Below are 23,257 nucleotides of genomic sequence, written 5' to 3' on the forward strand. Positions count from 1 at the left end.
TTGTCGGAAAAAGAATAAATGACTTGTGACCGAAAAGCGATTACCAGAGACTCTTCCACAATCCAAAATCTAAAATCTAAAATCTAAAATGGTATAATCCGGTTCGGTGAAGTTCTCACCGAACCGGATTGTAAATTTTCCAGTATCGGCAGCTTGTGTCACTGTTTCATTGGAATCTCAATCACAAACTCAGTCCCCTTTCCAGGAGTGGAATCACAGCTTAACTTACCCTTGTGTTTCTCCACTACTTGATAACTAATTGACAACCCTAAACCCGTACCACTTCCTATTGGTTTAGTGGTAAAAAAAGGATTAAATATTTTCTCCTGCACCTGTGCAGTCATGCCGTGACCGTTATCAGCAATCCTAATCTTCAGCGTGTTTAATTCTCCTAGTTCAGTACGAATATGAATCTGAGGATTTTTGCTTGGAGAATCTCCTTCATTCTTGTACTCATCTAAAGTATCGATCGCATTAGTTAAAATATTCATAAATACTTGGTTGAGTTGACCAGCATAGCAAATAACATCCGGCAGTTGTGCGTATTCTTTAAAGACTTCAATTTCCGGGCGATGTCTATCGACAAGCCGCTTTGCGTCTACGCTCTTTTCCTTGAGTCGATGCTGCAAAATCATTAGGGTACTGTCGATGCCTTCATGAATATTTACAGGCTTCATTTCCGATTCATCTAGACGAGAGAAGTTACGTAAGCTCAGAATAATATTTCGGATACGAGAACTTCCCACCTTCATAGAATCGATAACCCTTGGTAGGTCTTCTGTCAGGAATTCTACATCCATTTCCTGAATTTTTTGCTCCATTATTGCTGAGGGATGGGGATATTCTTGTTGATAAATATTAATCAAATCTAGCAATTCTTTAACATAGTCACTTGCGTGAGTAATATTACCATGAATAAAATTGATGGGGTTATTAATTTCATGGGCAATTCCCGCTACCATTTGCCCTAACGAAGACATTTTTTCACTTTGAATTAATTGACTTTGGGTACTTTGTAATTCTTCTAGTGCTTCTTGCAGATGTAGATTTTTTTCGTTAATTTCTGCTGTTCTTACTACCACCTTTTCCTCTAGTATATGACTGTATTCCTCCAAGTGCTCATTAGCTTCAGCCAAATTTTTGTAGAGAATGGCATTTTCTAAAGAGATTGCGGCTTGGGTAGTTAAGAGTTTTATAACTTCTAGACGATCGCGTGTAAATACTCCTGTAGCTAAATTATTTTCTAGATAGATAAGCCCCAGGAATTTGCCTTGATTAAGCATCGGAATACACAATATGCTCTTGGGTTCCTCACGGTTAAGATAGTTATCTACCGCAAAATTAGCTTGAGTTTTGATGTCATCAATTACTAATATTTCTTGGGTTCGTTTGACATAATTAATCAAAGAAATCGGAACATGATCGCTGAACTCTAAAGGAATAGATAAAAACTCGGTGTGAGTAGCTCCAAAACTGGAACCAGAACTAACTGCGGTAACAGTTAAGTCTAAGTTATCAGCTTCACTCAATATCAGCACACATTTAGAAGCTCCTGCATTCTCCATTACAACTTCCATTAAAGTAGAAAGTAGTGCCTCCAGTTCAATCTCTCCAGACACTGCTTGAGAAGCTTTAATGACAGTTGCCAAATCTAACATATCTGAAATACTAGTGTTGGAACCAATGAAACTTTCATTCGTAACCAAAGTAGATTTAGTGCTAAGTGTAGATAGGTGTATGCTCAGTTCAGGTAGGTTTTTTTCATTGTAAGAATGGCTAAGTTTTTCTTGCTGAATCATGGGGAGAAGTAATTGAGGATAGCGTTTTTGCAAGTCATCAACTTTGGCTAATGCTCCCCAGCGAACATAGCAATAATAGGCATCAGTGAGGTAGAGTTGGGCGATTCTTTGTTTACCCCATTTGAGATAAAATTTAGCCGCTAATTCGTAAGCAAGAGCTTCTTCGTTAATATACTCATTTTCTTTGCTAAGGGAAATAGCGTACTCGTAATTATCTATCGCTTCAAGATATTGACCAAGAACTTGATGCCGTTCTGCCTCTACTAAATAAAATTTATGCAAGTGATTCATCGGAGCGTGAACTGCCCAATTTTGCATTTTTTTCTGATTTGCTGTCACTCTATCGAGGATTTGTTTTTGTTCAAATTCCTCTAAATCACAATATACTGCTAGATGCGTCAATGAATCGTAGAAATAGAATTGAGCAGTAACAAACATGCCTACACCAGCATATAAGTACTTTTCTGCCATTACTGTATTTTTAAGAGCTTGAGAGTAATCAGCCAGCAGATAAGATAGGTGAAGTTTGCAGAAGTATAGGAAAAAAAGTGCTACTCCATCTTTAGCTTTAAGATGAAGTGGTAGCATTTTATCCTCATTATAGACTTCACCGATTAAACTCTGCGGATTTTTAACATTTCCTAGAAGATTCAAGATTGTCTGCCGAAATATTTCATTCCAATAAAATACTCTTTCTTGCTTTATTTGCCTAATAGTATGGCTATATGTTTCTATATCTTGTTCAAGTTTTCCTAGTTCTTGTCCTATAAAATATGCATGTTGGGAGTAACCATAAAGAGCATAAGCTGCAAATTCCATATCTCCTGCTTCGAGATTAGTAGTATAAGCCTCAAGTAAAGGTTTCAATGTTTGCTTTAGATGCTCTTTCCAATGTCTGATAAGATGATTAAATGCTTCCATAACCTTGCCAGTTACTTCTCTTGTTTGGAAATTAGGCAACAAACTCTCAGCCAGTTTCCCGAATTTATATCCAGAATCAATGTCTCCTATTACCCCACACAACATTACTCCATACATCACATATGCAAAAGCAGACAAAGGAGAATTACCAAATTTGATAGATAAATTGATCTGTTTCAGAATAATCAACACTAATAATTCCGGCGCAACTGTATAAGCAAGAGCAATTCCACTAGATAGAATACGCATGATTATCAGTGGTTGGGTTTCTGTAATTTCCGGCAGTTCAATTAAGTCTTGAATGGGTCTACTAGCCAATTTTGCAGATGTTGTCTCTATTTCTAGCTGAATATCTAATTGGCTGGGATTTGTCGGAAACTCTACTCCCAAAGTTTTCAAAAAGGTTTTTGCAATATTGACAGCTTCCAGTTCTTTTCCTTGTGCACCATAAGACTGTATTTTGACTTCATAAGCTTTAACTTTATCCAGTGGAGTTTTCGCTTTTACCAACACAACCTGGACAAATTTTTCTGTATATTCAAAGTCACCACTGAGATATGCCGCTTCTGCGGCCGTATTATATAAAGCTAAGGTGATATCGTATTTACTATCCCAGCTATCATCTGCTAGTAGCTCAATTCCAGTAGTTAAATACTTAAGTGCCGATGAATAAGCTGTTGATACCAAAGCTTTACGTCCAGCAATCAGACTCATTTCAGCTAGCTCATTACGTTTAGTTTGATCGGTGATGAATTCAACTGCAATATTGAAATGATTGACAAGCTCAAAAATATTTTCTTCCCGTTCAGCGACTGGGGTATTTTTCAAGAGAAGCAGCCCAATTTTTAAGTGTATTTGCTTGATTTGGTCTTGGGGAATTAGAGAATAAGCTGCTTGCTGAACTCTGTCATGTACGAATTTATATTTGGGTAATTGGGAATTAGTAATTGATAGATTTTCCGAGTCTCTAGTTGAAAAGTTTAATAGTTGTCTATCATTTTCTGCTGCCAGATTATAACCATCTTTCTGAGGTACAATCAGCCCTTCAAGTAATGCTTGCCATAAATCTGATGCAGTATCTATTACAGACTTTTCATTAACAATTGACAATGTTTTTAAGTCAAACTCATTACCAATACAAGCAGATATTTTTAATACATTTTGTACATTTATGGGCAATTTTTCTATTTGGATGCCCATAAATTCTACGACATCATCTGTAAGAGATAAGGTTTTAATTTTGGTAAGGTCATACTGCCAATGACCAGCATCAAAATTTAATTCAATTAGTCCGTCGTCATACAATAACTTGAGAAATTGAGATGCAAAGAAGGGGTTCCCTTTAGTTTTGACAAATACCATTTGAGTCAGAGGCACAGCAATGGCCTCTCCACAACGCAGCGTATCAGCAATCAGATGGTTTAAGTCAATCTGACTTAAAGGTGAGAGTTTAATTGTCTTAATTACTGCTCCGGTTTCGGCCATTTCTTGTAGTGTCAAATATAGCGGATGTAGATTTGACACTTCATTATCCCTATACGCACTAATTAGTAGCAAACTACCTTTACTCTCAGATATATTCTCTTTAGCCTTAGTCCGGCGAGAAGAAGTTCCATCCATTAATAATTGAATAAACTTCAAGGAAGCCGTATCTGCCCATTGCAAATCATCCAGAAATATTACCAAAGGATGCTCTTTAGTAGTGAAAACCTGGATAAATCTCTGGAACAATAAATTGAAGCGATTTTGAGCAGCACTACCAGCAAGTTCAGCAGATGGTGGTTGTTTGCCAATAATTATTTCAAGTTCAGGAATTACATTAATGATTACCTGAGATTGCGTACTCAATGCCGATAAAATTTTGGTTTTCCACTGTTGAATTTGGGTATCTGTTTCGGAGAGTATTTGCCCAATTAAATCCCGCAAAGCTTGCACCAATCCTGACAACGGGATGTCACGTTGGAATTGGTCAAATTTCCCTTTGATGAAGTAACTACGCTGTCTTGCAATGGGTTTGTGGACTTCGTTGATTACAGCAGTTTTACCAACCCCTGAGTAACCAGAGACTAAGATCATTTCCGTGCTTCCGCTTGTCACCCGGTCAAAAGTAGTGAGTAGAATTTCAATCTCTCTTTGACGACCATAAAGTTTTTCAGGAATGGCAAAATGGTTTGAGATATCCCGAATGCCTAATTCAAAGACTGTAATATTTCCTTTCTCTTGCCATTGGTTTTGACATCTCTCCAAGTCATACTTGAGTCCATGAGCGCTCTGATATCGGTCTTCGGCATTTTTTGCCATCAGCTTGCTGATAATATCAGATAAGATTGTGGGAATATTGGAGTTAATCTGGCTGGCTTTTGGCGGTTCTTTGGCAATGTGAGAATAGATTAATTCCATCGGTTCAGTGGTACTAAAGGGTAACTGGCCAGTCAGAAGTTCAAAGAAGGTGATACCCAAGGAATAAAAGTCGGTACGGTAGTCTATACCCCGATTCATGCGTCCTGTTTGTTCAGGGGAAATATAAGCTAGAGTACCTTCTAGGACGTTGGGATTTGTGAGAGATTGAATTTCTTTTGGTAATAAAGTAGCAAGACTAAAATCGATGATTCTGGTCTTACCTGTTATCGGATGAATCAAAATGTTGGCAGGTTTGATATCTTTGTGAATGATGCGATGGCGATGTAGCCCTTCCAAAGTTGCACTAATTTCAATGGCAATATCGAAAAACTCACTCAATGAAACAGAATTTTTTCCTTTTTTCTGCTCTTCTTGCTGCCAGAGATTAAGGGCAATACCACCAAAGTCTTCCATTACTAGAATATATTTATTGTGGTGTTTTTCTAGGCTTATTGGTTTGACTATGCCCGGAATTTCCAGATTTTGGGTAATGGTGTATTGATTGCAAAACTGATTAATTTCAGCGAAGTTAGGATCTTCATTACGCATCAATTTTAAAATAAATGATTGCTGATCTTTTTCTCTGATAGCTCGATAAACTAACGTTTTCTTCCCTGCGTATAATTGCTTAGTAATGCTATAGCCAAGTATAGGAAATACTGTATCTGATACTACTAACATTGCATCTGGTTCTCATAATTTTCTTTCTATGGTTTAGTGTACCCAGGACATAGTTACTACTATCATCAGATATATAGTAATCCGCTTTGATTATTGAACTTATTTGCGTAGGTAGGGAGTAGGGAGTAGGGAGTAGGGAATGGGGAGTAGGGAGTAGGGAGTAGGGAATGGGGAATCAGCCCTTTCGAGTTGTACGGAGTTTTTTCAAAAATCTCGGTAGTCTTTCCGTAGTCTTGTAGTGGACTGTCTAAGCTAAAATGTTGCAAAAAAATTGTCGGTTGGGGAGCCACTGCGTTGCGCGGGTTTCCCGCGTTGTAGCAAGTGGCGTTGGAGGCTTTGCGTAACCCAACATCCTGATAATCAGTTGGGTTGCGCTCATTGGTGTCAACTTAAGCCAAAACCCTTTTAAAACCTCGTTTCCAGCCTCTTGCTGGAAATGCAACTCCTGGTGGCTCTGCCGCAAGTTACGGAGGCGGAGCCTCAATGAGGGGCATTCCCAGTCGGAGACTGGGAACGAGATAACTAGCTAAAAGTTATCTGTTGGGCGTTGCGGTCTATCTGGGGTGATTGGGAAGGTTATACAGCTTCAATTTGTTTGTGTGACAATTGTCTGAGCCTGTTTATCGATGTTCCGCGTCCAGTGTAAATCTACATAGTTCAATGCTAAGGAGCTTATATTCATGGCGGCGTTCCTGAAACCTGTGGGATTGATTTTTGCCTTGCTGACTGTTATCGCTGTGTTGATTGTCATTCCAGCCGCACAGTTTGGAGTCGTAGGAGACTGGAGAGTAGTCTTTTTATCAATCAGCTATTTCATTTTCTTCCTGGGAACAATTTGGCGAGTTATTCGGTATGGTCAGCTAGGGAGTCGTCAAGAAGACCGCCAAGTTCAAGCCACTTCTGGGCGCGTAGCCTCGCTGATTATAGTTGTTGGGTTACTGGGCGTACACTGGCTAACGCTATACACCTTTTCACTTCAAGACCAGGCATTGAATACAAGCGTTAATCAATGCTTAACTGTAATTGCCATTGCCTTAGTTTGTGCTGCAATTTTTGTTAGTCAGGTTGCGATTAAAACCTTAGGCAAATTCTTTGACCGTCTTATAATTAAATCAGATCATCAGTTAGTTACTGACGGTATCTACAGTTTAATTAGACACCCTATCTATACGAGTTACATTCTTCTATTTCTTGGATTTTGCGTCATGTTGCAGAGTTTATGGGGTTTAAGTCTGTTGTTAACGGTCTGTGTGGTTTGGTTTGGTAATCGGATTGCAATTGAAGAGCAGATGTTAGAAGAGCGGTTCGGCGAGGAATATCAATCGTATTGTCAGCAAACCAAGCGCTTATTTCCATACGTCTATTAGCACCTGCTGCATAACACTGCGCTGAACCGGAACAAAGCATAAGTTATCTGTTGGGTTGCAAAGGTTGTCTGCGTTCGGTTAGCCTCGCCGTTAGACTGACAACCCACAGTAAATCCGAGGGATTGAGCAATCAAAGACTGATTGCTCCTACGACCTTTTTTTCTTACCCTTTTGCCACATCCTTCGGAGGTTTGGATGGACACCAGAAAAGGTTTTTGCTAGATACCCCAAGGGATTCTAAAATTCCTCGCATCATCTCTGTGCAGTACATCCAGTGTCCCAAATCTTCATACATACGATCGGGATTAAACTCGACATTGTAATGCAGCACATTGGGAAGGTCTAAAAACTGATCATCGCTTTGGGGAGAAAGAAGCAAAAGATGAAATGGCTTCCCCTGGCATTGTTTTTGCAGCTTGTTGACCAAATCTATCACACCACCGCGATCGCTAATTCCTGTGCGGACGAAAAGCACTTTATCGCAGTGCCGCAGTGCGTACCAAAACCTTTGGGAGCGGGCTGTGTATCGAACGCGCATCCGTTCATGGACGGGAGACATATCGCCCATCGGGTCGTCTGTCTCCTCGACTTCATGGGCAAAAGATAAACCCGACCACTTACTGTGGTAAATTCTGCCTGCATCGGGACTGTAGTGCAGGAAGGCAGGGTTCCACATATCATCAAAACCGTTTTCGATCGCATCGGCAACATCTGCAATATTAGTCGCACGCGTTAGATCAAATGGAAAGGCCGGACCATCGTACTCCATCTTATACAGCATCATGCGGACGGCACAGCGATCGCCAAGGGCAAGAATGGCCACACGGCTGATATCCGATAATTTGCATTTGTATTGGAAAAACACTGCTGACTTCGGTGGTGCTTTCACCCGGCTTTCTAGTCCATCGTTGCTAATCATCATGGTGCCAAAGGGGGCATCGGGATGAAGCGGATCTTCATAGACACCGGACGGCATGGCTTTAAGTGCGCTGCAAACCTCCTGCCACATCGGTTGGATATTGTACTCGTTGTCTGATTCGTTGATCACCCAGAGGTGGCGATCGTCCGCTTGCAAAATCCCCAGATGCCCGTCATAGAACAAAACTTGTGAGTTGCTCGGCGAAAAGAGATTGAAGGCGGCGCTATATTCTAGATCAGTATTAGGGGGGATGTTTAATCTGGTTGCGATCGCGCCATCCTCTTGGACGGCAAAGAAGGGGAGCGTCCCTGGCTGGGTACCCTTGGCAATGTAGATACCGGGTATCAATCCTGCCTGACTTTGCAGTGCAGTTTGTAGTTTCTGCCAATAGGGAGCGATCGTGTAACTATATTGTGATGAATTAATGATCCGTAAACGCTTCTCTTCGATACATACTGAGACATGAAAGCCCACATTGTCAAAGTAGATGGAAAATTCATTCGGTTGCTGGAAGCGTTGTTTTTCTTTTGCCAATTCGTCTTTGTGAATGTCGAAAAGATGCTGGTCGATCTGCTGATACATCAGGCTGTGACCGAGGGTGTTCGGGTGAGCCGGATCGAAAAATGTCCCCGCTTTCCATCGTCCTTGCCCATCATCGACGGCTGCCAACCAATCCAGTACGGTTACGCCCCAAGTTAGCATCCGGTTGTGTGTGTTTCGGATCAGCCAGTAATGTTCTAGGGAATAGTCGCCATTGGGATAGACTCCGCCCAGCATCGGAATTGCTCCGATGTCCCGCGTCATTTTCACCAGCTGCTGCAAGCCACTTTCAAACCGCCTCTGTACTACCCGCCGTTGGTGAGGGGGACAGTAAGCTAACCCTTCGTTGCCCAGAGACAGGGCAATGATTACAACATCCGGGTGTTCTGGAGTGACAACCCAGGGAAATCGAGCGATCGTTCTGCTGACATTCGCCCCCACTTCCGACACATTCACGAGTTTATGCCCGTATTTTTGCTGTAAAGCCTGTGCCAACAACCAGACCCAACCTCTCAAAAACCAGGCTTTATGACCTAATGCGACGGAACTGCCAATGACTACGATTTTTAACCCTTGATACTCTTCATGTAGGGGTATTCTGACAGCCGGCTCCTCAATGTATCCAAAGGGGTAAGGTTGTAAATAACCGAATGCGCCATCATCCACAATAATTGTGCTGGCATGATCGTTAGGGTCGATGGGAATCCAGCGATTTGTATCTAGTAAGCTCTCCCATTGCGCGTTGCCGTTTGCATCTAAACGCACGTACTTATACTCAATTCTTTGGCCATCGCCTGACTCCAAAGATGGCTGAATGTCAATTTCTATATCTGTCCACCATAAAGGATAGCGATCGCCACTTGTACGTAGGTGGATACATTTTTTAATGTTCCAGAGTCCCAACTCTGGAGTAGAACCGACCAGACCGATGGATTCGCCCCTTTGCGTGTATGCATTGATCTGAAATCGATACATAGAGTTTATCCTGATTTAGTGAGTACGATACCAAACACTCAGGCTGAATCCTTAAACTTACTTTGACAATATCACATCTACTAAGAATCGGCGATCAATCTTAGTAGATATACTTAAGGTCTAAGTTACATCATCCAAAGCTATTAACGGTCAAGCTTTTCAAAAAATAATAAAACAGGAGTCAGAATTCAGAATTCAGAATTCAGAATACTCTACCCATAAAGGAATAGAGTTTTAAGGCGAGAATATTTTAATTTTTTTCGCCCACCCTTCGACAGAGCTACGGGCATCGCAATTCGGCTTGGTTTTAAACCAATATTCATTACCCAGTCGTACAGAATTCAATTCTGAATTCTGACGCCTCGGCGGAGCGTCTCCGGCTCCGCTCCTGAGTTCTGAATTCTTCTTATAAAATTGGATTTTTATAGAAGTTTTTTACTGATTAAGTAAAATATATTGCATCAAAAGTCTTGGTACAACTAAGAAAAAACCAAGAAAAGGATAAGATTAAGTTAATAGTTTCTCTAAAATACGGAAGTATTTGCTAGCGATCGCTCACCATCTGAGGTGGTAAAAATAGCTATAGCGATAAATTTGCGGCTGTGTAAACCATGCAATTGGTTATAGAATTTGAGTGAAGAGATTCCCAAAGGATACTTGTAGATTCAGCTAATGTACGCAGTTACCAGTTAATGAACTGTCCCTCTCAATGATTCAGCATCAACGGGTTTGATTAGGTAAGTCTGCAATAGATGCCCAAGAATGGAGGCTATCAAGGGTAATTTTTGGCAGAATTTGACAATTGGTGAACGATTGCTCTGATTAATCTCTGCTATTTTCAGATTAAGGTCAGAACACTGCTCTAACCGTCGGAAAAACTCTGGGTGATTTGTATTCAAAATCAACGGAAATGCGCGGGCGGCGGTGTTATTCGTCTCTTCAATGACTCTAGTATTATATTCGCGCGGGTCTATCCCAATGGATTGATAAAACGTTGCGCGTTCAAATACTGTCAAGGTGTGAGTAGCAAAAACACTCAGCAAGAAGAAACGCACCCACAATCTAGCTCTCCAATTGTTCCATAATTGAGGTTGCGATCGCAGCAGCGCTTTAAAGAAATCCCCATGTCGATTTTCATCCTGACACCAACTCTCAAACTTCCGAAATAGCGGATAAATTTGGTGTTCTGGATGTTTTTCCATGTGGCGATACACCAAAATGTAACGCCAGTAGCCAATTTTCTCCGATAGGTAGACTGTGTAAATAATCCACTCTGGCGGAAAGAAGGTATAAGTGCGATTTTTAGTTAAATAACTTAAGTCAAGAGAAAGATTAAAATCTGCCATTGACTTATTCAAAAATCCCGCATGACGTGCTTCATCCCGTGCCATAAAATTAAAGGCTTCTGCCAGAATGGGATTGCGGTTTTTCAGACGACGCGATAATTCTTTGAACAGCAGAAATCCCGAAAACTCTGAAGTGCAAGAACGTTCCAAAAAGTCAATAAAAGCGACGCGTGTTTCTCCGTCAATGTGATCCCAACACTGTTTAAATTCTTCATCACGTACAAAGTGATCGCGGTTATAGTCTGCTCGTAACTCCTCTACAATTGCCAGTAACTCCGCTTCCTGCGCCGAAATATCCAACTGTGCCGCAGCTTCAAAGTCAGTGGTGTAAAACCGGGGTGTTAATAATGTTTCCTGAACAGGTGCTTTTACACCTGACTTCAGCGACTCAGACTTGGAGGTTTCCAGAGACTTAACCATAAGAATCCTTTTATCTTTTTATGCCTCAAAATTTATATAACCATAAATAGGTACTTGAGGACATCAGTTAAATTATTGAAAGTAAATTGTGAGAAATAAGCTGTATCGCCTAAGCTAGACTTTATGCATAAGTTGTACATAATTAAACACACATAATTACTTTTGCTAGATGCAAATACCTTAACGATGAATATTCAAAAGATTTTAAGTGACCGACGAATTATTCACTCTGATCCAGAGATCATGAGCGGAACTCTAGTCTTTGTTGGAACGAGAGTTCCGTTACAAACATTTTTCGACTATCTCGAAGGTGAAGCAGGTTTAGCCGAATTCTTAGAAGATTTCCCACATTTGCAGACTCAGGCATTGCTAGTTTTGGAAGTGATTGCAAAAGCAGCCCAGATTACCTACTACCATTAATTATTCACATTAACGGCTTACTGCAATCTTTAATTCCTGGCTCAGTTACATTGATTAACGATGCAGGAAAAGTTACAAATTTAAACCTTGGTACTGGTTAGAAATAGAAATTGTGTATTCAGACTCCTGGCTCGCCAAACAATAAATAAATATTAATAACTTAATCGTTATGCAAATATTAATAGTTAAATAATCTTAGGAGAAATAAAAATAGCTGGGATTTACATCGGCAGTGCTACTTGCTGGATATAGTGATGCAGATCCTCTCTAAACCTAGAATAACAATTTTTTAGCTGGCCCTGGCAGGCATCCTGAGTCGGTGACTGCCCAGAAACCTTGCGTTTGAACATGAAGGAAGCAACAATGAGTAGCAATCTAGCCATCAAACTGCGCTCTGGAACTCAACAAGCCCACACATCGGCGGAAAATGTGGGATTTATGAAATGTTTTCTGCAAGGAGTTGTGGATAAAGACTGCTTCGCCAAGTTCTTAAGCAACTTGTATTGCGTCTACAGCGAACTAGAAGCGGCATTAGAAAGCCATGTCGAGCATCCTGTGATTAGTGCAGTTTACTTTCTGCAACTTAATCGCCAATCCTCGCTGGAAAAAGACATGGTGTTCTATTATGGGGATAATTGGAGAGAGCAAGTTACCCCTTCACCTGCTGCAAAGACCTACATTGACCGCATTCGGGAAATCTCTGTTCGTGAACCAGCCTTATTGCTAGGTCATGCCTACACTCGCTACATGGGCGATCTTTCTGGGGGTCAAATGCTACAAAAAGTTGCTCAGTCAGCCCTGAAGCTTTCTGGCTATGAAGGAACGTCCTTTTACAATTTTGAGCAAATTCCTGATAAAAAGGCATTTAAGGATAAGTATCGTCAGGCATTAAATGCATTACCCATCGATGATGCAACAGCAGAACGGATTATTGCCGAAGCTAATAACGCCTTTGGGTTCAATTTACAGATGGCTCAAGAATTAGAGGGAAGTTTAATTAAAGCACTCGGTCAAGTCCTGTTTAATAGCCTAACTCGTTCTCAGAATTCAGGTACCACTGAAGTAGCTTAGTCATTTGTCATTTGTCATTTGTCATTTGTCATTGGTCATTAGTCATTTGTCATTTGCTCCCTCATCTCCCTCATCTCCCTCATCCCCCTCATCCCCCTCACTCCCCATTCCCCACTCCCCACTCCCCCATACATTCATTGGAAAGCAACTCAATGGTTTTTCTATTACCTGGTGTCAAGTTTGATCTGGATCTGATCCAAAAGTACGACACTCGCGCACCTAGATATACCAGTTACCCGCCAGCTACAGAGTTAAGCGAAACATTCACCCAAACTGATTTTAAGGCCGCGATCGCAGCATCGAATCAACGCAAAACTCCTATGAGTTTATATTTCCACATCCCTTTTTGCCAAAGTGCTTGCTACTTCTGCGGCTGTAACACGGTAATTTCTAACAATAAGAATATTGCTAAACCTTACCTTGAGTCTTTGGTTCAAGATATCAAAAACACCGCAGCTTTAATCGATCCAGATAGAAAAGTGCTGCAAATTCACTGGGGAGGTGGTACTCCTAATTACTTGGAAGTTGACCAAGTAGAATTTTTATGGAAAAACATCAATCACTATTTCAACATCGCTCCAGAAGCAGAAATCTCAATTGAAATTAATCCCCGCTATATCGATAAAAACTACATTTTCTTTCTGAGACAAATTGGGTTTAACCGCATTAGTTTTGGCATTCAGGATTTTAATCCCCAAGTTCAAGTTGCTGTCAATCGTGTCCAGCCAGAAGAAATGCTATTTGATGTCATGAGTTGGATCAAAGAAGCTAAGTTTGAAAGTGTGAATGTAGACCTAATTTATGGTTTACCTTATCAAACCCGCGAGACATTTAAAGAGACGCTGAAAAAGACTATTGAATTAGATCCTGACCGAATTGTTGTCTTTAACTTTGCCTATGTACCGTGGCTTAAACCGACGCAAAAAAATATTCTTCAAGAGGCGCTACCCCCAGCAGAAGAAAAGTTAGAGATTCTGAAAATGACCATTGAAGAATTGACAAATAACCAATATCTATTTATTGGGATGGATCATTTTGCTAAAACTAATGACGAACTAGCGATCGCTCAACGTAATGGCACTCTCAAACGCAATTTCCAGGGCTATACTACCCACGCTGAAACAGAACTCTTTGGTTTTGGCGCTACATCCATCAGTATGCTAGAAGATGCTTATGCTCAAAACCACAAGGAATTAAAGGATTATTATCAGACAGTTGCAGTCGGTGCTTTATCTGTTAGTAAAGGTATCAAGCTTACTCAGAATGACATCATTAGACGGGATGTGATCATGGGCATTATGTCTCATTTTCAGTTGTATAAGCAAGACATTGAAAACAAATATCATATCAGTTTTGATGAATATTTCTCTGAGGAGCTAGAGGCGTTAAAACCACTAGAAGCCGATGGTTTGGTTAGTTTATCAAAAAATCAGATCCAGATTACAGACATCGGTAGATTACTAGTCAGAAATATTGCCGTTATATTTGATACTCATACAAGAACGCGAGAGACAAAATTCTCCCGCGCGATTTGATACCACTTCTGCAAATGTTGGCTAGATGTTATCCCCTCAATCTACCTTGAAAATAACGGTTGAGGGGATTTAAATAATTACAAATTATTTTGACGCATCTCCAAAAAGTTAGATAATACTTTTCCATCTTCAGATAGATATAAAAAACATATATTCAATAACTCCTGATTTATCTCAATACGGTTCGGTTAAGATCCCCCCGCCTGCGGCGACCCCCTTAAAAAGTGAGTAAAAGAGGGTTATGAGCAAGCCTTTTTAAGGGGGGTTGGGGGGATCTTCCTGGGCAAAATGTCACTAACCGAACCGTATTGTGATTTATCTGGCAAAACTTTCGTTTAGCATTTTTATGCTAGAAATGCCAATGTTCCTCCAAATCTATCTTGATATAAACTCTTTTGTCTAACTTTTGGATTTAGCATTTATCCCATGTGGTAGAAAGAATTTTGAATCAGAGTTGATAACTTAGATACAAGTGAGATTGTTGAGGCAGTTATGAGTATTATTGCTTGGATAGTTTTAGGACTTTTGGCAGGTGCGATCGCTAAAGCTATTTATCCTGGCTATCAAGGTGGTGGAATTCTCTCCACAATGATTTTAGGTATCATTGGTGCTTTCGTCGGTGGAAGTCTGTTTACCCTACTACGAACTGGAACTCTGCAAATTACTGCGGCTGGCGCTGGTTTAACTCTTCCTGGTATTTTAGTGGCTGTGCTTGGTGCAATTGTTGCTATTTATCTATGGGGATTAATCAGAAGAAACAGCAACATCTAATCGCTGATTGCTGTATTCTATTGGTCTTCTAGTTTACCAGGTTGAGAAGCTATCAAACATCAAATTAGCTCTATCTGGAAAATACTAGGAGACAAGTCGATCCCTTCTGTAACAAACATCAAATTTTTGGAAGTGTAAATCTATGTTTTTTCACAAGAAAGACCCTATTCACGCAGTTAACGTTAGTGAAGCAAATCCTCGTTTTGCTCAGTTACTTCTAGAGCAGTTTGGCGGAGCTACTGGAGAGCTTAGTGCAGCTTTGCAATATTGGGTTCAATCATTCCATGTGGAAAATGCTGGAATTAAAGATATGCTCCAAGATATTGCGATCGAGGAATTCGGCCATTTAGAAATGGTTGGTAAACTCATTGAAGCTCATACCAAAAATGTGGATCAAACAGAGGCTTATAAGAGTACTCTCTTTGCAGTTAGAGGGGCTGGTCCTCATTTTCTAGATAGCCAGGGTAGTGCTTGGACTGCAAGTTACTTAAATGAAGGTGGAGATGTAGTGCGTGATTTAAGAGCTAATATTGCAGCTGAAGCTGGCGCTCGTCAGACTTACGAAGCATTGATCAAATTGGCAACTGACAAAGGAACCGAAGAGACTTTAGTCCATCTGTTAACACGAGAAATTTCTCATACTCAGATGTTTATGAAAGCTCTAGATTCACTGGGTAAGTTGACAGATCCATTCTTTGGTAATATTAAGCCAGATGAAACTGTTGCTCTCTACTACAACCTATCTACAAACGGTGATGGTAAAGATGAGCGTGGCCCTTGGAATTCTGAGCCAACATTCAAATATATTGCTAATCCGCTAGAAAGTCACTCTTAATTTCATAGATTGATTTGAAGCAAAGAGATTTTTGGTAGATTCTGGAAAACTCCCAATTATCCGGTGGGTAAATAGCCCACCTTGTTTAGCAATTGTTGGGTTATTTAGCTACATCTCGTGAACAAAAAGATTCCCGACTTCTTAAAAAAAGTCGGGAATTTCATCTGAGTATTTGGGTATTACACTCAATTGAAAATAGCTATAGCTTTTTTCAGCTAAATAGACCACGCAGGGGCACAGCAATGCTCATTGGTCTCAACTTAACGTGAAAGCCAGCCTAGAACCAGCATTTAGCAGATTATCTCGTTATCTCGTTAAGAGTCTCCGACTGGGAATGCCCCTCATTGAGGCTCTGCCTCCGTAACTTGCGGCAGAGCCACCAGGAGCTACATTTCCAGCAAGAAGCTGGAAACGAGATTTTAAATCACTTTTGGCTTAAGGGACTAACAAATAAAAAAATACTCAACTACTTCTTGTGGGGTGGGCGACACGAGAGCCCGTAGTCCAAGGCGGGCAAGATGCCCACCCCACAAGATTGGATAATTTATTTGGCGATCGCTAGCATAGCTGTATAATTTATGGCAAGTTTTTCATGTCGGCTAGCAATACGCCAAAATTGCTTTAGTCAATTGTTCACAAGTTTTTCAGGATATAACAAGTTTAAAAACACGCCCTACTTACCCTCTCCTAACTGCTAAATACGCAGCCAACTCAGGTATAATTACAGATGATTCTATATAAGTACCGTTGCTATAAATAAGATGTTTAACAAAATCTCAAAAATAAGTTTTTTGTGCATTCATGAAATTCATCCAGATACTAAAAGTAGCTGTAATTCCTGTTTTGACTGTATTTAGTTTTCTATCTACATCAAATGCAGCACTGGCTGACTACTTAACAAGCAATGGGTCAGGAGGTCAATACCGTTATGAATTATGGTCTAGCGATAATAACAAGGATTACTACTTGAAAATTTGGTCAAGTGAAGCAAGTCCAGAAAGTACTTCATACTCCACAACTCGACATTTCTCCTCTACTAGTGAAGCTCTAATTTATTTTGATTGCAATTACGGTGGCAGGGCAAACGCATGTGTGACTCCTTCCTAGGCTCCGCCTGGGAATGCGCCTAAGAATTCAGGAGTCAGAATAGTTAAAGAATCAGAAAAATCTTTGATACATCAATGTACCAATCATACTGCATTCATTTTAAATTCTGACTTCTGACTCCTGGGTGCTGAATTCTTACATTTTGGCTAAGTTATTTTTTGCCTAAGAGCCAACATTGGAATCATTCAGTGTCTCTAGGATTTTTAGATTCACTAATGCCTTCTTTGACATTACTGGCTCCCTCTTGAATATTTTCTTTGAGGTTACTGGCTCCCTCTTGAATGTTTTCTTTGAGGTTACTAGCTCCCTCTTGAATGTTTTCTTTGAGGTTACTGGCTCCCTCTTGAATGTTTTCTTTGAGGTTACTAGCTCCCTTTTTAATCGCTTCTGTCGCGCTACTTCCTCCCTTTTGCAGATTTTCTTGGTGATTTTTTAGCCGATCTACAACATTGTAGTCATCTGCACCTGCGGGAGTTTTTGATTCAATAATGCCTTCTGTTGGACCACCGATCGCCTTCCATGCCGCAAGACCACCTTTGAGTTGAGAGACACGCTCAAATCCATTAGAACGCAGTTGTTGTGCGGCTTGGGCAGTTTCTTCTTCATTAGCACCGTAAACGTAAATATCACGGCTTTTATGCAAAGAAGATACTGCACGCTCTACCAATTCATCTATTGGGGTCGGTATCGCTCCCAGAATGTGACCTTGGTTGAAGGTGGGGCGATCGCGCACATCCAGTATTGTAAAAGCTGGTTCGCCCCATTCTAGACGAGTCTTCAGGACATGAACATCAGATTGTGCTTCTATTGGTGGTTGTGGGGGAATGATGCCGCCTACTAAATTGTTAGTCATAACTTATTCCTCAATCAGAGACGATATTAATAGTAATTTAACGGACTAAGCATATTTAATTGCTCTTTCTCTGGGATGAATATCCTCAAACTCTCTCCTAAGATAGAGTGGCTCATTGAAATATTTTCTACCATTTAATACATTGCAAATACAGCCAACATAGACTATGGGAAGACATTTTTTCGATCATCTAAAAATTCCAAATATTCAGCCATTAATACAGGAATTGCGTACATTTTCAATATCTGCGATCGCTAACAATAATGTCTCCTCAATCTCTTGCCGCACTATTGGAGTTACACAAACAGCGCTATTAAGGCAATCTACCAGCAATTTATTGACATCGTAATATTGCTGAAGCAATTCTTTTTGCTGTTCGTTAAACTGCCAGTTGTAACCAATATTGCGATACTTAATCAACATATCTCTTAATTGTTCACCCCAGGCTTTACCCTTGGCTTGCCACCAATCCCTAAATTTCTCTGGATTGCTGTCTATTTTTGGTAGTTGTTTTTTGAGTTTTTGCAGCACTTGCTTCAATTTAGGATCAACAACAAGGTCAATAGCTTTATCAAAGGCAATAAGCAGGGCATATACATTATCAAGGGCATCGTTGAGGGCATGCTCAAAGGCAAAGTCAAGCTCGTTAATGCAGGCAATAGTACTGAATAGAAACTCATCAAGTACAAGGTCAGGGTCAAAGGCGATGTTACCAACAAGAGCGCACTCAAGGTCATAACCAGAAGTATAGACAAAGGCGTTATCCCTATCGCAACAGCTTCGCTCAACGCAAACGAGGTAAAAGGCACGAACCCCTGCTGCTTTGTTGCGGGTAGAGACTGAACTAGATTTTTGATGCAGCCAGGTTAGAAAATATTGTAATCTTTCGTCACTAGCCACTAGCAAATCAATTTTTTGCTTCATTAACTGTAATATTTCATTAGCATTTGGCAACATACTAACAGTTAGCAAAAATACCTGACACCAGCGCTTTTCAGTTATGTGACTGACCAGATTGTTTAAAGCATAGTTTGGGTAACTTTCAACAATTTTTCGAGCCGTGAAATACTCTTGAAACGTGAGATGAGAAAAAGAGTAAATTCCTTGTGCCCTTTCCACCAATAACCCATTTTCTACCTCAATTGCTTTCATCACTGCTTCGTTATCTATTTGTAATGGTTTTAGAGAGTCAGCAATAAGTTGCAGGATTCTTTCTTGTTCAAAAAAGTAATATTCTTGCTCAAAAGTGATAGTTGCAAGTTGAAAAAGCAGTTTTTTCTTAATTCCTAAAGTCAAATTATCAGCAATGCGATCGCGTTTAATGCCTCTGACTTCATCCCATCTTACCAGCAAAATATTCAGTGCTTGCTCATATAACTTGGCTCGATTTAAAGGAAATTCATCTTTTACTTGGAACACCAAGCAAATCAAATGCAACAGTAATGGAGTGATTGCCAATTCTCGGATATGCTGATTTTCTGGGAGATGTAACTGATTAATAAATAAATTTCCTCTGGCTTCTTCATCTTCCCTGGATTTAAGACCAACTGCAACAAACCAATTTTTGGCAAAAACTTCAACTTGCTCTTGGTCAAAGTCTGCCACTTCAACTTCAGTAAATCCCTGAAATCTATATTTTTGGGCAGCAATTCGACAGCTAATAACAAATTTATTTTTGTAAAAAGTTTGGGTAAATCTCCGAATTTCTCTTGTGACTTCATCTGCCTTTTTTGCTGGGACTTCATCTAATCCATCTAGCAAAATCAGCAGTTTGCCTTCAGCCAGCAGAATTTTAGTTGATTCCTGTTCAACACCGCAACTAAGAAATTCTTGGCTGATGTAGTTCAAAAGATTCAATTCGCTGTCACTTTTGGCATCTTCAGCAAATTCTTTCACCCTAATAAAAGCTACTATGCGATTTACTTGAAGTTCGCCTTTGTTACACTCAATCGCTAGATATTGTAAAAATGTAGTTTTACCTGACCCTGGTTTACCCAGCACCATCAGTTTTGAGTGGCGCAATACTGCTTCCAACCCTGGTAATCTTCTCTGACACTTGTATCCTCCAAGTTGATTAAAGTCAGATTCAGATTTGAAGTCTTTCAACAGGTCAGAAATTTCTCGCCATTGCAGGCTGGTTATCTCCTCTAAAACATTAATATTGGTGTAAATGTCCATCAGTTGGACTGTGTGAGCAATGTCCAATATTTGCAGAATGTTGCACTGGTCTTGGATTTTATCTTGACGCTTTTGATGCACTTCCCGCACCAATGTATCGAGGTCAGCACCTTTGAATTGCGCCTTAGTAGTTACCTCAAATGCCACATCTTCAGGTAAGCCAGCAACCTTTTGCCAAGATAATCCTAGCTGTTGGCAAATTTGCACAAAACAAGAGCGTGAAATCGACTCACCTGCAAAAAATTTGGAAACTGGTTGGCGTGTAATGCCTAAAGCTGTTGCTAATTTATGCTGACTCCAAGTTTTGTCTGTTAAAGCTGTTTTTGCTGCCCTTATACCTTCTGGTGATGCTCTCAGTCCTTGGCTTATCATAGTCTCAGGCTGAAACTTGTAGTATAGTATATGCTTAAGAGAGTAGATATATGTAAATACACTCTAAGTAAATTTTTGTAGACTATCTGAAGAAGATATACCCGTAGGCTCGAGTAAATTTGGGTAAGTAGGAGTTTAGAATCTAGATTGGCTTATGACTTCGTTTGTGAGTCTTTGTAGATACCTAATTAATCAGAGAGGGCGTTGCTCTGACAAAGTTGTAGCAATTGCCGTGATGTTTGGTTTTTTTTCTGAACTATTTGCGGTTATAAAGATGCTCTTCAATTACACTTATCTTAAGTATAAAAGTTCAAATTCAGAGAATATAAATTCAAAGTTATACAAAAATCATACAATACTTATACATTTTATAAGCATTATGATGGCTGAAGTTTTGATAGACTTCATGGAAAATTAATTGTATACAAGTACTACAGTAGCGATCGCACTCAGCACAGACGCGAGTGAATACACTTTCAACAGAAACACGTAAAGCAAAATTGGTGCAACAGCAAATCGCCCAATCTACAATAGGCAACATTATGGTTATGGTTACTGCTACTACTCCCAAAATTCTGATCGTCGATGATGACTTCGGCGTGCGAAATCTCGTCAATCGTTTTTTAAGTCGGAAATATCAAATAGAGTCAGCAGCAGATGGTAAGACTGCTTTATCGTTGTTTGAGCAATTCAACCCGGCTTTAGTGATTCTGGATTGGAATTTACCGGATGTTACTGGTTATAGCCTCTGCCAAGAAATGCAAAGTCGTACTAATGTTTTAGTGCTGATACTAACTAGTAGAACTGATGAGGCTGATAAAATTAAAATCTTAAGCGCAGGTGCTGATGATTTCATGACTAAACCATTTAGTCTAGCAGAAGTTGAAGTTAGAGTCGAAGCTCTTTTAAGGCGCATACGCTACATCAACCCCTCCCCATCACAACGTATCATCTTCAAGCAGCTAGCAATTAACCCAGAGGGTCGGGAGGTAACACTTAACGATAAACCTCTGACTTTAACAGCGCTGGAATTTAATATTTTACATTTTTTGGCAAGTCATCCTAATCAGGCTTGGAGTCGCCCACAGCTAATCCAAAAAATCTGGGGTTGCGACTACGTAGGAGATGGCCGGGTAGTTGATGTGCATATTGGTCAGCTTCGCAAGAAGATGGAAGTCGATACCAGCATACCGGAGTTTATTAAAACTGTGCGGGGCTATGGTTACAAGTTTGAAGTGCCCGATGAGAATACTAATTCCTAAGTTTCCCGATATAACAATTCAAAATTCAAAATTCAAAATTCAAAATTAAAGACATTTCAGATGGGGCTGAAATCCCGATGGTTCCTGAGCCTGCGCCGTTCGCGCAGCGTCTCGTAGAGAAGGGTCGAAGGACTGAAACTGATTCTGTATGAAGATGCGCTAAACCATATTTAAGTACAAGAAAGAAAAACAAACCGCAAAGGACGCAAAGGACACAAAGAAAGAAAGAAAGAAAGAAAGAAAGAAAGAAGTTAAAAGGGTTTGGCGCAGCCTCACAAAGAAATGATATAAGAAAAGGTTATAGTCCGTTTTAACGGACTTTAGCTATGAGCCTCTGAACTTCAGTTCTGGGCAGTTTCTGTCTAGAATGAAATCGCCCTGGGTAACGGAAAAAAGCGATCGCTATTTGGGATAAATGAGAACCCCACCTGATTTGCCTATTATTATGGACGGTTAGGAAGCGACAAAATACATCAAGTTCACTACCAAAGGCAATGCTACGGTTTAAACTACTCAGATACCTTAGTGTTTTTCTCATTACCGCCTGTTTGCTATTTGCTTGTCATACTTGGGCACCGACCGAATTCAAACGCCCTCCCTTGAAAGTGGAATTTGCATCTTTTGTTGGGGAGCATCCAGGCATTATTGCTCAAGAAAAAGGATTCTTCAAAGCTCAAGGTGTAGATGTAGAACTAATTTCTAAACGATACACCCAATTGGAAATAGCAAATTTCAGTGCGGGTAAGTATGATGGGATAATATTGACCTTGGGAAGTTTTATCATCTTGAGTGCCACAAATCCAGATATACAAGGCGTGGTGGTTATAGATGAATCAATAGGAGCAGATGTAGTAGTCGCCCAATCACAAATTAAAACCGTCGCTGACTTGAAAGGGAAAAAGCTGGGTGCAAATCTAGGCGGTTTTAGCGAAGTTTTCGTGACTGAGATGTTGAAAACAGCCAACTTAACCAGCGATGATGTGAACTTGGTTAAATTAGAGGCTTCAGAAATTCCTCAACGCCTAAAAAATAACACTATTCAAGCTGGACACACTTGGGAACCCCATCTCTCTGAAGCTATCAAATTAGGGGGACATATTCTATTTAGCAGCAAACAAACCCCTGGCTTGATTTTAGATATGATTGTCTTTCGCAGTGAGACAATCCGCGATCGCCCCGAAGACATTCGTGCATTTGTGCGAGGATGGCTGCAAGCCTCAACCTACTGGAAAGCCAATGTCGAAGAAGGAAACGCTATCATCAGCAAAGCATTAAAAATTCCTACCAATGCAAACTCTCTGGAGGGAGTAAACCTAACTGATTTAGGTGAAAATCAGAAATTCTTTCAATCTAGCAACCCTCATTCCATCTACAAAACTGCCAAGATATATGCAGACTTCTTTATTCGCTCTGGAAACGTGACGCGCATTCCTGAGCTAAAAAGTTTGTTCAATTCTTCCTTCTTGAACCCTCCCTCCTAGTTGA

The 23,257-nt window shown here is 40.3% G+C and carries 14 protein-coding genes and 1 pseudogene; 9 read left to right on the forward strand and 6 right to left on the reverse strand.

Annotated features, from left to right (window positions below):
* Window positions 1–158: 158 nt before the first annotated feature.
* Window positions 159–5,801, reverse strand: coding sequence for an ATP-binding sensor histidine kinase (locus V7K27_RS27395; RefSeq protein WP_334951480.1), 5,643 nt, complete (start codon window positions 5,799–5,801; stop codon window positions 159–161).
* Between the two features lie 680 nt (window positions 5,802–6,481).
* On the opposite strand from V7K27_RS27395, the gene V7K27_RS27400 reads away from it, so the two are divergent.
* Complete coding sequence (locus tag V7K27_RS27400) at window positions 6,482–7,168, forward strand: methyltransferase family protein (protein WP_334951481.1); 687 nt, start codon at window positions 6,482–6,484, stop codon at window positions 7,166–7,168.
* A gap of 163 nt (window positions 7,169–7,331) precedes the next feature.
* Here V7K27_RS27400 and V7K27_RS27405 read toward each other — a convergent pair whose 3' ends face one another.
* The 3 genes from V7K27_RS27405 to acsF form a co-directional block, all read right to left on the reverse strand.
* Window positions 7,332–9,602 carry a DUF1796 family putative cysteine peptidase gene (locus V7K27_RS27405; protein ID WP_334951482.1) on the reverse strand — a complete coding sequence of 757 codons (2,271 nt, stop codon included), beginning with the start codon at window positions 9,600–9,602 and terminating at the stop codon, window positions 7,332–7,334.
* Between the two features lie 524 nt (window positions 9,603–10,126).
* A complete protein-coding gene (locus V7K27_RS27410) occupies window positions 10,127–10,252 on the reverse strand; it encodes a hypothetical protein (RefSeq protein ID WP_334951483.1) in 126 nt (41 codons plus the stop codon).
* Between the two features lie 39 nt (window positions 10,253–10,291).
* A complete protein-coding gene (gene acsF, locus V7K27_RS27415; protein ID WP_334951484.1) occupies window positions 10,292–11,368 on the reverse strand; it encodes a magnesium-protoporphyrin IX monomethyl ester (oxidative) cyclase in 1,077 nt (358 codons plus the stop codon).
* A gap of 162 nt (window positions 11,369–11,530) precedes the next feature.
* Between acsF and V7K27_RS27420 the strand changes: the two genes are divergently transcribed.
* The 6 genes from V7K27_RS27420 to V7K27_RS27445 all read left to right on the forward strand — a co-directional run bounded on the left by V7K27_RS27420 (window position 11,531) and on the right by V7K27_RS27445 (window position 16,000).
* Entirely contained in the window at window positions 11,531–11,788 is a 258-nt protein-coding gene (locus tag V7K27_RS27420) for a DUF433 domain-containing protein (protein ID WP_334951486.1), read from the forward strand.
* Window positions 11,789–12,151: 363 nt separating this feature from the next.
* Window positions 12,152–12,859 (forward strand): biliverdin-producing heme oxygenase, encoded by a 708-nt coding sequence (locus tag V7K27_RS27425; protein ID WP_334951488.1) that lies wholly within the window; start codon window positions 12,152–12,154, stop codon window positions 12,857–12,859.
* A 4-nt stretch (window positions 12,860–12,863) separates the two neighbouring features.
* On the forward strand, window positions 12,864–13,043 hold the full coding sequence (locus tag V7K27_RS27430) for a hypothetical protein (RefSeq protein WP_334951490.1): 180 nt from the start codon (window positions 12,864–12,866) through the stop codon (window positions 13,041–13,043).
* Window positions 13,012–14,394 (forward strand): oxygen-independent coproporphyrinogen III oxidase, encoded by a 1,383-nt coding sequence (gene hemN / locus V7K27_RS27435; protein ID WP_334951491.1) that lies wholly within the window; start codon window positions 13,012–13,014, stop codon window positions 14,392–14,394. Before V7K27_RS27430 ends, hemN begins: the two co-directional genes overlap by 32 nt.
* A gap of 492 nt (window positions 14,395–14,886) precedes the next feature.
* The gene (locus V7K27_RS27440; protein WP_334951493.1) at window positions 14,887–15,165 is read left to right on the forward strand and encodes a GlsB/YeaQ/YmgE family stress response membrane protein; all 279 of its coding nucleotides are present in this window, start codon (window positions 14,887–14,889) and stop codon (window positions 15,163–15,165) included.
* Window positions 15,166–15,307: 142 nt separating this feature from the next.
* Window positions 15,308–16,000 (forward strand): manganese catalase family protein, encoded by a 693-nt coding sequence (locus V7K27_RS27445; protein WP_334951495.1) that lies wholly within the window; start codon window positions 15,308–15,310, stop codon window positions 15,998–16,000.
* Between the two features lie 1,513 nt (window positions 16,001–17,513).
* Here the strand turns inward: V7K27_RS27445 and V7K27_RS27450 are convergent.
* Window positions 17,514–17,960, reverse strand: a pseudogene (locus tag V7K27_RS27450) (rhodanese-like domain-containing protein); the annotation flags it as partial.
* A gap of 207 nt (window positions 17,961–18,167) precedes the next feature.
* Window positions 18,168–20,510: an NACHT domain-containing protein gene (locus V7K27_RS27455; protein ID WP_334951496.1), complete on the reverse strand. Its 2,343-nt coding sequence runs from the start codon at window positions 20,508–20,510 to the stop codon at window positions 18,168–18,170.
* Window positions 20,511–21,052: 542 nt separating this feature from the next.
* On the opposite strand from V7K27_RS27455, the gene V7K27_RS27460 reads away from it, so the two are divergent.
* Both V7K27_RS27460 and V7K27_RS27465 read left to right on the forward strand, forming a co-directional pair.
* Window positions 21,053–21,772 carry a response regulator transcription factor gene (locus V7K27_RS27460; RefSeq protein ID WP_334951590.1) on the forward strand — a complete coding sequence of 240 codons (720 nt, stop codon included), beginning with the start codon at window positions 21,053–21,055 and terminating at the stop codon, window positions 21,770–21,772.
* Between the two features lie 494 nt (window positions 21,773–22,266).
* A complete protein-coding gene (locus V7K27_RS27465; protein WP_334951497.1) occupies window positions 22,267–23,253 on the forward strand; it encodes an ABC transporter substrate-binding protein in 987 nt (328 codons plus the stop codon).
* The last annotated feature ends 4 nt before the right edge of the window (window positions 23,254–23,257 follow it).

It is taken from the genome of Nostoc sp. (assembly GCF_036919575.1).
Taxonomy (GTDB): Bacteria; Cyanobacteriota; Cyanobacteriia; order Cyanobacteriales; family Nostocaceae; genus Nostoc.

Excerpts from the sequence above, each read along its gene's own strand:
- V7K27_RS27460 (WP_334951590.1), top strand. The coding sequence starts at position 21,053 with ATGGTTATGGTTACTGCTACTACTCCCAAAATTCTGATCGTCGATGAT.
- V7K27_RS27445 (WP_334951495.1), top strand. The coding sequence starts at position 15,308 with ATGTTTTTTCACAAGAAAGACCCTATTCACGCAGTTAACGTTAGTGAA.
- acsF (WP_334951484.1), bottom strand. The coding sequence starts at position 11,368 with ATGGTTAAGTCTCTGGAAACCTCCAAGTCTGAGTCGCTGAAGTCAGGT.
- V7K27_RS27455 (WP_334951496.1), bottom strand. The coding sequence starts at position 20,510 with ATGATAAGCCAAGGACTGAGAGCATCACCAGAAGGTATAAGGGCAGCA.
- V7K27_RS27465 (WP_334951497.1), top strand. The coding sequence starts at position 22,267 with ATGCTACGGTTTAAACTACTCAGATACCTTAGTGTTTTTCTCATTACC.
- V7K27_RS27425 (WP_334951488.1), top strand. The coding sequence starts at position 12,152 with ATGAGTAGCAATCTAGCCATCAAACTGCGCTCTGGAACTCAACAAGCC.
- V7K27_RS27440 (WP_334951493.1), top strand. The coding sequence starts at position 14,887 with ATGAGTATTATTGCTTGGATAGTTTTAGGACTTTTGGCAGGTGCGATC.
- V7K27_RS27395 (WP_334951480.1), bottom strand. The coding sequence starts at position 5,801 with ATGTTAGTAGTATCAGATACAGTATTTCCTATACTTGGCTATAGCATT.
- V7K27_RS27400 (WP_334951481.1), top strand. The coding sequence starts at position 6,482 with ATGGCGGCGTTCCTGAAACCTGTGGGATTGATTTTTGCCTTGCTGACT.
- V7K27_RS27405 (WP_334951482.1), bottom strand. The coding sequence starts at position 9,602 with ATGTATCGATTTCAGATCAATGCATACACGCAAAGGGGCGAATCCATC.
- hemN (WP_334951491.1), top strand. The coding sequence starts at position 13,012 with ATGGTTTTTCTATTACCTGGTGTCAAGTTTGATCTGGATCTGATCCAA.